The 10,549-nt window shown below is 47.5% G+C and carries 10 protein-coding genes and 1 pseudogene; 8 read left to right on the top strand and 3 right to left on the bottom strand.

The window, feature by feature from the left end; all coding sequences use genetic code 11:
• A partial coding sequence (locus VIM87_RS11045; RefSeq protein ID WP_331997049.1) for an AIR synthase-related protein occupies positions 1-743 on the top strand: 743 nt, incomplete at its 5' end.
• A gap of 74 nt (positions 744-817) precedes the next feature.
• Here the strand turns inward: VIM87_RS11045 and VIM87_RS11050 are convergent.
• Together VIM87_RS11050 and VIM87_RS11055 are read right to left on the bottom strand one after the other, a co-directional pair.
• Positions 818-2,251 carry a M56 family metallopeptidase gene (locus VIM87_RS11050; protein ID WP_331997050.1) on the bottom strand — a complete coding sequence of 478 codons (1,434 nt, stop codon included), beginning with the start codon at positions 2,249-2,251 and terminating at the stop codon, positions 818-820.
• Between the two features lie 3 nt (positions 2,252-2,254).
• Complete coding sequence (locus VIM87_RS11055) at positions 2,255-2,635, bottom strand: BlaI/MecI/CopY family transcriptional regulator (protein WP_217601491.1); 381 nt, start codon at positions 2,633-2,635, stop codon at positions 2,255-2,257.
• Between the two features lie 140 nt (positions 2,636-2,775).
• On the opposite strand from VIM87_RS11055, the gene VIM87_RS11060 reads away from it, so the two are divergent.
• From VIM87_RS11060 to VIM87_RS11090, 7 genes are all read left to right on the top strand, one after another.
• Positions 2,776-3,468 (top strand): cell division ATP-binding protein FtsE, encoded by a 693-nt coding sequence (locus VIM87_RS11060; protein ID WP_331997051.1) that lies wholly within the window; start codon positions 2,776-2,778, stop codon positions 3,466-3,468.
• Positions 3,469-3,650: 182 nt separating this feature from the next.
• Complete coding sequence (gene rpsO, locus VIM87_RS11065) at positions 3,651-3,923, top strand: 30S ribosomal protein S15 (RefSeq protein ID WP_089920999.1); 273 nt, start codon at positions 3,651-3,653, stop codon at positions 3,921-3,923.
• 86 nt (positions 3,924-4,009) lie between these two features.
• Positions 4,010-6,340 (top strand): polyribonucleotide nucleotidyltransferase, encoded by a 2,331-nt coding sequence (locus tag VIM87_RS11070; protein ID WP_331997052.1) that lies wholly within the window; start codon positions 4,010-4,012, stop codon positions 6,338-6,340.
• Positions 6,341-6,616: 276 nt separating this feature from the next.
• Positions 6,617-7,363 carry an NIPSNAP family protein gene (locus tag VIM87_RS11075; protein ID WP_331997053.1) on the top strand — a complete coding sequence of 249 codons (747 nt, stop codon included), beginning with the start codon at positions 6,617-6,619 and terminating at the stop codon, positions 7,361-7,363.
• 141 nt (positions 7,364-7,504) lie between these two features.
• Positions 7,505-8,320 (top strand): 50S ribosomal protein L11 methyltransferase, encoded by an 816-nt coding sequence (gene prmA, locus VIM87_RS11080; protein WP_331997054.1) that lies wholly within the window; start codon positions 7,505-7,507, stop codon positions 8,318-8,320.
• Positions 8,321-8,444: 124 nt separating this feature from the next.
• The gene (plsY, locus tag VIM87_RS11085; RefSeq protein ID WP_089920993.1) at positions 8,445-9,095 is read left to right on the top strand and encodes a glycerol-3-phosphate 1-O-acyltransferase PlsY; all 651 of its coding nucleotides are present in this window, start codon (positions 8,445-8,447) and stop codon (positions 9,093-9,095) included.
• Between the two features lie 292 nt (positions 9,096-9,387).
• Entirely contained in the window at positions 9,388-10,191 is an 804-nt protein-coding gene (locus tag VIM87_RS11090; protein WP_331997055.1) for a M48 family metallopeptidase, read from the top strand.
• Positions 10,192-10,329: 138 nt separating this feature from the next.
• Here VIM87_RS11090 and VIM87_RS11095 read toward each other — a convergent pair.
• A pseudogene (locus VIM87_RS11095) lies at positions 10,330-10,549 on the bottom strand (hydrogen peroxide-inducible genes activator); the annotation flags it as partial.

Below are 10,549 nucleotides of genomic sequence, written 5' to 3' on the forward strand. Positions count from 1 at the left end.
AAACCGCCGATGTGGGCGACCTGGTACGCACCATTATTGTAGATTCTACGGTTACCTGCCGTATGAAACGGGCCGATGTGATCTCCAACCACCGCATACAGGCCGGTAATGTAATAGTAGGCTTAGCCTCCTACGGGCAGGCATCCTACGAAAAAGAATACAATGGCGGTATGGGCAGCAACGGCCTTACCTCTGCCCGGCACGATGTGTTTAACAAGTCCATCGCCAGGGACTACCCTGATACTTTTGATACCGGTATTCCGGAGGAGCTGGTGTTCAGCGGTAAAAAAACACTCACAGATAAGATCGATATTCCCGGTTTCGGCGCCATAGATGCCGGCAAGCTGGTGTTATCACCCACACGCACCTACGCACCCGTTATACAGCAGGTGCTGGCTAAATACCGCCCGCAGATAGATGGGATTGTGCATTGCAGCGGGGGCGCGCAAACCAAGGTGCTGCATTTTATAGATCAGCTGCATGTAATAAAAGATAACCTTTTTCCCGCCCCGCCCTTGTTCCGTTTAATACAGGAGCAATCCGGCGCCAGCTGGCAGGAAATGTACAAGGTATTTAACATGGGGCACCGTATGGAGCTGTATGTACCGGAAAATATTGCAGAAGGTATTATTGAAATAGCCAAAGGCTTTAATATAGATGCACAGGTGGTAGGAAGGGTAGAAGCCGCGCCGGCAAAGAAAGTAACCGTGCAGAGTGAGTATGGCGCCTTTGTGTATGAATAAAAAAATTGGGGTTAACGCTATGTTGAGAATTACGGCAGCTACTGTTTACACAACAATAGCTGCCGTAATTATTTTTAGCAATTACCCTGTTTGCCGAACAGCATAAAGGGCCGTATCAGGTTCATAGATGTTTCAAGCGTGTAGCGGATGGGCAGGTTAAACTGCACTGCTACTTTTCTGCCACGTTGCGTGCCTGGTGTCCATTTAGGCATTTCTTTTACCACCCGTATGGCCTCTTCTTCCAAACCACTGCCTTTAGGGCTGCCTACGGTATGTACATCACTGATAGAGCCATCCGGCTGTACCACAAACTGCACAAATACGGTTCCGGTAATATTTTGTTCCTGCGCTGTTTTGGGGTAACGGATGTTCTTGCCCAGATACGCTGCCAGGGCCTGTTCGCCACCGGGATATACCGGCGGGTTCTCTACAAAAGTGAATACTTCTTTGTCAGTAGTTTGTTCTGAAGAAACTTTCTGATTTTGCTTTCCCGGATCATAATCTGTAACATGATAGTTAATGCCATCTTCAGTAGTCACTGTCATGTCTTTGCCGTTAACGTTGATGAATTTGATCTGTTTAGCATCCATCGCTTTCAGCTCTTCCATCGTGATCTCTTTAGGGCCCGGTGCAGCCGCATCATTCTTTTGCTGGCAGCCAATGAAAATAACCAGGGCAGCCAGTATTGGGAATACAATGAATTTTTTCATGAGCGTAAAATTTGATTTTTGTGTTAAAAGCATATTGATCCTGCGTTGTATAGGCGGATGAAAGAAGTCATTGGTTAAGGTTAGCTGTTTGCTTTGCAGCGTTACCTGTAAAATAGTCTGCGCATAATCCGCTGCCTGCCCGCCGGCCGCCTGCTGGTCGGCAATGAACTCATGCACCAGGGCCAGCTCTCTTTTAAACAGGTGAAAGAAGGGATTTACCCAGCCAATGGCGCACACCAGCTCCATCAGCAGCTTATCCACGCTGTGTTTTTGGGTTACATGGGCCAGCTCATGCTGCAGTATTTGCCGCCCGTCTGTACTGTCAGGATTAATATTTCCGCTCCAGAAAATGTAGCGGAAAAAAGAGAAGGGCATTTGCACTTTATCACTTTGCACAAAATGATAAGGGCGCAGGTGCTGTACCCGGCTGTGTTGAATAAGCCGCTGTATTTTCCAGCAGCCATATAAGATGCGGCCCAGTAACAGCAGCACCACCCCGCCATAGGCCAGCTGTAATATTCCCAGGTAATTCACCACAGTAACAGGTGCGGCAGGTATCATAAATTCACGCAGGGTAATGATCTGGGTGGCATAATTGCTGAAGGCCGGCGCCTGCTTACCTTCAAAAGGCGGGGGTAATTGCAGCAAAGGCAGGGTTAACGACAGCAAAGTAGCCAGCAGCAGGTAATACCGGTTCCACTGGTGAAAGCGGTTGTTACGCAGGGCCAGGTGGTAGTAGGCATACAGGATGCCGGAGCATACCATCACCTTAAGCAGGTAGGAGAGCAGCAGTTCCATAGCTTATTTGTTTTGAGCGTCCTTAATTTGTTTCAGCAGTTTTTCCAGGTCGTTCACACTCAGGTCTTTTTCCTTTACGAAAAAGGAGATCAGGTTGCTGTAAGAGCCTTCGAAATAACCCTTTACCAGCTGTTTTACGGTTTTGTGGCTGTATTCATCCTTGCTGATGAGCGCATAGTACTGGTGCGATTTACCGTATGCCTTAAAATCTACAAAGCCTTTTTCCACCAGTATCTTTACCAGGGTAGAGGTGGTATTGTAATGGGGTTTGGGTTCCGGCAGCTCTTCAATCACCTCTTTTACAAAACAAGGCCCTTTTTGCCAGAGCACCTGCATAATCTGTTCCTCAGCTTTGGTAAGGGTTTTTACGGATGGTGTGCTCATATGATTTCATTTATCCAAACTTATAACTAATAATTTAGTTTAACAACTATTTTATTAGTTTTTTTATAAAATGCTCCGTTGACAACTATATTCATTTATTTTTGTTGGCGTTAATCAGTTAATAAATACAGGACTATACAATGGAGGAGCAACCGATCTTACAACTATCCAACGTTAACATATACCAGGGCAACTCTTTGATCTTATCTGATGTGAATATTGCGGTGAACAAAGGTGAGTTTGTGTACCTCATCGGCAAAACCGGTACCGGTAAGTCCAGCCTGCTGAAAACCCTGTATGGCGATCTTACCCTGCGGGAAGGGGCCGGGCAGGTAGTAGGCTTTGACCTGAAAAAAATGGACTGGAAAAAAGTGCCTTACCTGCGCCGTAACCTGGGCGTGGTGTTCCAGGATTTTCAGCTGCTCACAGACCGTAATGTGCATGATAACCTGAAGTTTGTGCTGAAGGCCACCGGCTGGCTGGATCCCAAGCAGATGGAAGATAAGATTGCCGATGTATTGGATAAGGTAGGCCTGGGCACCAAAGGTTTTAAAATGCCCTATGAGCTGAGCGGCGGCGAGCAGCAGCGTGTGGATATTGCCCGTGCCCTGCTTAATTCCCCCAAGCTGATCCTGGCCGATGAGCCCACCGGTAACCTGGACCCGGAAACCTCCGACGGTATTATGCAGCTCCTGTTCCGTATTTGCCGGGAAGATGGCACCGCCATCGTAATGGCTACCCATGATTATATTGTACTGCAGAAGTTCCCTTCCCGGGTGCTGCGCACAGAAAACGGGCAGGTGACCGATAATGCGGCCATTAATTTTGCCTAAACAATTAGTATGAAGAATCAATAATTAATTGAACAACACTTATCTATAATTATTCATTATTCATTATTAATTATTAATTCCGGTGAAATTTGGGTTAAATTGTTAATTCCAAATATTCAATTTACCTTTGCACCGGAAAAATAGCGACGAAAAAACTTTATCATTTTTTATTATTTATTAAGATGTCTTACTTAACTGTTGAAAAGAAAGCCAATATATTCAAGGAATTTGGTGGAAGCGAAAAGAATACAGGTTCTGTAGAAGCTCAGGTAGCTTTGCTGACAGAGCGTATCACCAGCATTTCCGGCCATATGAAAGCTAATAAAAAAGATTTCGCCAGCAATCGCGGTTTGATGAAAATGGTAGGTCAGAGAAAGCGCCTGCTTTCCTATCTGTCTAAAACTAACCTCTCTGGTTACAGAGCACTGATCGAGAAGTTAGGTCTCAGAAAATAACGATTTTCATGTTATAGCGCTATTCCCAACTTCATTTAGGTTGGGAATAGTTTTTTTTTAGGTATACCTTTTAATCTTCACTTATTATGAATCTAACGCCTATTTCAGTCAAATTAGATATAGGAAACGGCCGCATCGTAACCATAGAAACAGGCAAGATGGCCCGCCAGGCTGATGGCGCCGTTACCGTACGTTTGGGCGATTGTATATTACTGGCTACCGTTGTAGCGAACAAAGAACCAAAACCAGGACAAAGTTTCTTTCCCCTTACTGTTGACTACCAGGAAAAATTTGCATCAGCAGGCCGTATCCCCGGCTCCTTCTTTAAACGTGAAGGCAAACTGTCTGACTACGAAGTACTTATCTCCCGTTTGATAGACCGCGCACTGCGCCCCCTGTTCCCCGATGATTATTTCTGCGAGGTGCAGGTGCTGGTAACCCTTATTTCTTCCGATCCGGAAGTATTACCGGATGCATTGGCCTGCCTGGCTGCTTCTGCTGCCCTGGCGGTATCTGATGTGCCCATCCAGGAGATCATCTCTGAAGTAAGAGTAGGCCGTGTAGATGGTGAGATGGTGATCAACCCTACCCGTTCACAGATGGAGAAAGCCGATATGGACTTCATCGTAGGTGCTACGGCTAAGAACATTATGATGGTGGAAGGTGAGAGCAAGGAATGTAGCGAAGAAGACCTGATCAAAGCCATCGAGGTTGCACACACTGCGATCCAGGCACAGGTTAAGGCACAGGAAGAGCTGCGCCAGTTAGCCGGTGTTACTGCAAAACGCGAGTATGAAAAGCCCCACACTAACGAAGAGCTGAAAGCTAAAATAGCTGCATTTGCACAGGAGCGCATTCACCAGGTAGCTAAAGCTGCCATGGGTAAGCACGAACGTAGCGATGCATTCCACCAGATCGGCGAAGAGCTGGAAACTTTCCTGAACGTAGCTGAGCTGCCGGAAGAAGACCAGCCCCTGGTAGGTAAATACCTGCACAGCCTGGAAAAAGAAGTGGTGCGTAACATGATCCTGGACGAATCCGTTCGTTTGGACGGCCGTAGCCTGGACCAGGTACGTCCCCTGAACATGGAAGTGGACCTGCTGCCTTCCCCGCACGGCTGCGCCCTGTTCACCCGCGGTGAAACACAATCCCTCACCACCGTTACCCTGGGTACACCGGATGATGAGCTGCTGATCGAAAGCGCTGCTACCTCCAAATATTCAAAATTCATTCTGCACTATAATTTCCCTCCCTTCTCAACCGGTGAAGTAAAACCGATGCGCGGCCCCGGCCGTAGGGAAGTAGGGCACGGTAACCTGGCCATGCGTTCATTGAAACAAATGATGCCGGGCAGCGAATACGCTTACACCGTGCGTGTAGTATCCGATATCCTGGAATCCAACGGTTCCTCTTCTATGGCTACCGTATGTGCCGGTTCACTGGCGCTGATGGATGCCAGCGTACCATTGCCTAAACACGTATCCGGTGTGGCTATGGGATTAATTTCCCGCGCATCTGATGGTAAATGGGCCGTGTTAACAGACATCCTGGGCGATGAAGATCACCTGGGCGATATGGACTTTAAAGTAACCGGTACCCGCGATGGTATTACCGGTATCCAGATGGATATTAAGGTAGATGGTTTAAGCATGGATGTAATGCGCCAGGCGCTGGCACAAGCCCTGCGCGGACGTTTACACATCCTGGAAGCTATGTATGCTACCCTGCCTGCACCGCGTCCGGAACCTAAACCGCATGCACCGCGCATGGAGAAACTGATCATTGACCGCGAATTTATTGGCGCTGTGATAGGCCCCGGCGGTAAAGTGATCCAGGAGATCCAGCGCGAAACCGGTACCACTATCAACATTGAAGAAGTAGGGGAAACCGGCGAAGTAAGCATCTTCTCTGCACAGAAAGAGGGCCTGGATAAAGCCCTCACCTGGATAAAAGGTATTGTAGCGGTTCCTGAAGTAGGCGAAGTATACGAATCAACCGTAAAATCAGTAATGCCTTACGGTGCGTTCGTTGAGTTCCTGCCTGGTAAACAAGGTTTGCTGCACATTTCCGAAGTTTCCTGGAAACGCCTGGAAAATATGGAAGGTGTACTGTCAGAAGGCGAAAAGGTAAAAGTGAAGCTGGTGGGTACAGATCCCAAAACCGGTAAATTTAAGCTGAGCCGCCGTGTGCTGATGCCGAAACCGGAAGGTTATGTGGAAAGGCCTGAGCGCCCGGAAAGAGGCGACCGTCCTGACAGGGGCGATCGTGGCGACCGCGGTGATCGTGGTGACCGCTTTGGCGGTGGCGGCCGTCCGCCCCGTGGTGGTGGCGACCGTGGTGATAACCGCGACCGTGGCCCGCGTCCTCCCAGACCGGAACATGATGCACCTGCACAGTTTATCGGTGACGACGAATAATAAACAATAGTGATCTTTTTATAGAAAGCAACCGCTCCATCAGGGCGGTTGTTTTTTTTATGGAAAAAACGGCGCGTTAACCAGCGTTTAACAATTAGTCCCTATTATATTGCCGCTTGTAATATTTCACTGAGAAAATCTGGGCTTTACTATTAAATTGTACAACCGTTTGCCGCTTTACAATTTATAAATTTCATGTTACACTGTACAATGTCAAGATCCTTCAGGAGATCGTTAAACGGAAGCCTCGGCTTATGTATCACCATCCTCATTTGCATGTTGCAATCATCTGTTAACGCTGCCGCAAAACCGCCGCAGCGTGAGTTCTACGAGATCAGGGTTTACCATGTGAAAGATGCTGCACAGGAAAGCACAGTAGATCATTACCTTGAACAGGCCTTTTTACCTGCCCTGCACAAGGCAGGCATTTCCAAAGTAGGCGTATTTAAGCCGGTAGGCAATGATACGGCTGCAGACCGCCGTATTTATGTGCTGATACCTTACAAGCGCCTGGAACAGTTCCAGCAGCTGCCGGAACAGCTGTTTGCCAGTAAGGAACATGGATCGGCCGGCGCGGAGTACCTGGATGCGGCCTATAACGCCGCCCCCTATACGAGGATGGAAACCATCCTGCTGCAGGCCTTTACGGCACATCCGCAGCTGGAGCTGCCGGCGCTCACCGGCCCTAAGAAAGAGCGCATCTATGAGCTGCGCAGCTACGAAGGTCCCACCGAAAAATTATACCGCAATAAGGTACAAATGTTTAATAAAGGCGATGAAGTAGGCATTTTCAAACGCCTGAACTTTAACGCCGTGTTTTATGGAGAGGTGATCAGCGGCAGCCATATGCCCAACCTCATGTACCTGACCACTTTTGAAAATAAAGCTGCCCGCGAGGCGCACTGGAAATCCTTTGGCAGCGACCCGGCCTGGAAGCAATTATCCGCTATGCCGGAGTACCAGCATAATGTATCTCACCAGGATATTATGTTCCTGTATCCAACAGAATACTCAGATATTTAATTACGAATTATTTAATTACGAATTACGAATTACGAATTAGGTTCATCATCAGAGTGGTACTGCACATAAATGCATAACACTTACATATGATGCACTCAATTCGTAATTCGTAATTGACCCATTCGTAATTATATTTGCTCTATGTCACATATCGCCATCACCATTGCCTGTGCACCTGAGCTTGCAGATGTGCTGGTAGCGCAGCTTACCGAGATCAGTTACGAAGGCTTTGAAGAGCGGCCGGGTACCCTGGTTGCTTACATACCCACCACAGATTTTGATGTTGCAGCACTGGATAACCTGCTGCAGCCTTACGGTATTACCTATACGAAAGAGGAAATTAAGCAGGAGAACTGGAATGCCCTGTGGGAAAGCAATTTTGAACCGGTGGTTGTAGGCAGCTTTTGCGGCATACGTGCAGGTTTTCATGCACCCTTTACACAAACCCTGGAGCATGAAATAGTGATCACGCCTAAAATGGCTTTTGGTACGGGGCACCATGCCACTACCTTTTCCATGATCCAGCTTATGCAACCGCTGGATATTGCCGGCAAAAAGGTATTTGATTTTGGCACCGGCACCGGCATACTGGCTATACTGGCGCAAAAAATGGGCGCCGCACAAACAGATGCTATTGACATCGACGACTGGTCGGTAGAGAATAGTAAGGAAAATGCAGCCGGCAACCAGGTGGATGTAAACATCTGGCAGGCCGATAGCCTGGCGGATCTGAAAGGACCCTACGATATCATACTCGCTAACATTAACCGTAACATTCTGCTGCAATTCATGACAGACATGCGCAGGCTGCTGAGCCCGGGTGGACAGCTGTTATTAAGTGGTATCATGACCCAGGATGAAAAAATAATTTTAGAAAATGCCGCAAAAGCAGGCCTGCAGAGGCTGGAACAGGTGGAGAAGGATAATTGGCTGGCAATAAGACTGGTAGCGGAGTGAAAAAATAATTATATTTAACAATCATAAAAAACAAGAATTATTCAACTTTCGTGTTAAAGAAAAAAATAATATTTTATTAATTTTGGCGCAGAATTTCGTTATCTTAGCATTCTAACTTATTGTGATGATAGAATTGTTATTCCTTATATGTGCCTATCTCATAGGATCAGTGCCTACCGCCGTTTGGGTTAGCAAAGGGGTTTTTGGTATGGATATACGGGAGTATGGCAGCGGCAATGCCGGTGCTACCAATACTTTCCGTGTACTGGGCCCAAAAGCCGGAACCTTTGTAATGGTGGTGGATATGCTGAAGGGAGTTATAGCAGTCAGGCTTTCCTATCTTTTACCCTATTATCAGAACTCAGATCATTTAACACAGCTCGTAAACTTCCAGATCGGCTTAGGTTTGGCCGCTGTTGTAGGCCACATTTTTCCGATATGGGCCGGTTTCAAAGGCGGTAAAGGTATTGCCACCCTGTTTGGGCTGGTGCTGGCCATACAGCCGATTGTAGCCGTTTGTTGTGTAGGCGTGTTCTTAATGATCCTGTTCTTTACAAGGTATGTATCCCTGAGCTCTATTATAGCCAGTATTGCATTCCCGATCCTGATCCTTTACATTTTTAATGAGCCGGAGGTTTTTTACCGCATTTTTGCCATAGCGGTAGCCTTAATGGTGGTATTAACCCACCAGAAGAACATTGCGCGCCTGCTTACCGGTAACGAGAACAAGGTGCCGCTGTTCAAGAACAGAAGGGGTTTCCGCCGTAAACCCTGATCATCTTCCCTTTGATATAAGTTCCACTTATTTATATACACAGTCAAATATCACTGCCAGGTAGTGCAGGTGGTTCTTTTTTATAAAAGAGCAACCTGCATACCTGCTTTGATAGCGGTTTTGCATGATTCCCAAAAATTTGCTGACCCCGTTTGTTTGGCATACCGATTGCTCTAAGTATTTTTGCCATTACACCAACTTACAATCATCCTGGATTGTTATTCAGAAATATGCGAACCTGTAGCGTAGGAGTTGGTATAGTTGGTTCAAGAAAAAACAAATGACTTCACCCATGAAAAAGACTGTTTTATTTTTAACTGCCGGCCTGGGATTCATGGCTGCCTGTACCAGGGTGCCTATTACCGGCCGCAGTCAGCTGAACCTGATCCCCGAAAGTCAAATGCAGTCTATGGCACTGCAGGAGTACCAGACCTTTTTAACAGAGAACAAAGCGGTTTCCCCTGCGGCCAGTAAAGATGCTGAAATGGTTAAAAGGGTAGGCTCACGCATAGCCGGTGCGGTAACCCGTTATATGAACGATCATAACGCGGGCAAAGAGATCTCCACTTACAAATGGGAATTTAACCTGGTAAATAATAAGGAAGTAAATGCCTGGTGTATGCCGGGTGGTAAGGTAGTAGTGTACACCGGCCTGCTGCCGGTTACGCAGAATGAGACTGCGCTGGCCTGCGTAATGGGCCATGAAATTGCGCATGCCATTGCCCGCCATGGTAATGAGCGTATGAGCCAGGGCCTGATAGCGCAGGGCATCCAGGTAGCCGGTTCCGTAGCGCTGAACCGCAACCCGCAGGCGCAGAACATCTTTTTACAATCCTTTGGCGTGGGCGGTAATGTGGGGCTGATGGCCTTTTCCCGCCAGAACGAGCTGGAAGCCGATCACCTGGGCGTGATCTTTATGGCGATGGCCGGTTATAACCCGCAGGAAGCTATTCCCTTCTGGCAGCGTATGGCCAATACCGGCGGCGGACAAAAACCACCGGAGCTTTTAAGCACCCACCCCAGTGATGCCCGCCGCGTACAGCAGCTGCAACAGCTGATGCCGGAGGCAATGAAGTATTACACGCCCGCGAAGTAAGCGGAAAGCATAAAGCAAAAAGCATAAAGCTCCTGCAATCACTGCATGAGCTTTATGCTTTTTTATTACCACTACTTTAAGCGATGTACCTGGCTTTATGCTTTATGCTTTCAGCTTTATGCTTTATGCTTTCAGCTTTCAGCTTTCTGCTTTCTCCGGAACAATATCCACTACTCTTCTCTGTTTCTGTACTTTCATTTTCTCCGGTACCTGCGAGAGTATTTCCTTTTTAAAGGCCCCGATCAGCGCCTGTTTAATGAAAAAGCGGTGAGTGACCAAACTGATCTCCCGCACCGGCTCCGGCGTCTTAAAATAGCGTACCATGTTCATTTGGCGGGTGCTCAGGTCCTGCAGGGAA

The organism is Chitinophaga sp., from assembly GCF_036569125.1.
Classification (GTDB): Bacteria; Bacteroidota; Bacteroidia; order Chitinophagales; family Chitinophagaceae; genus Chitinophaga.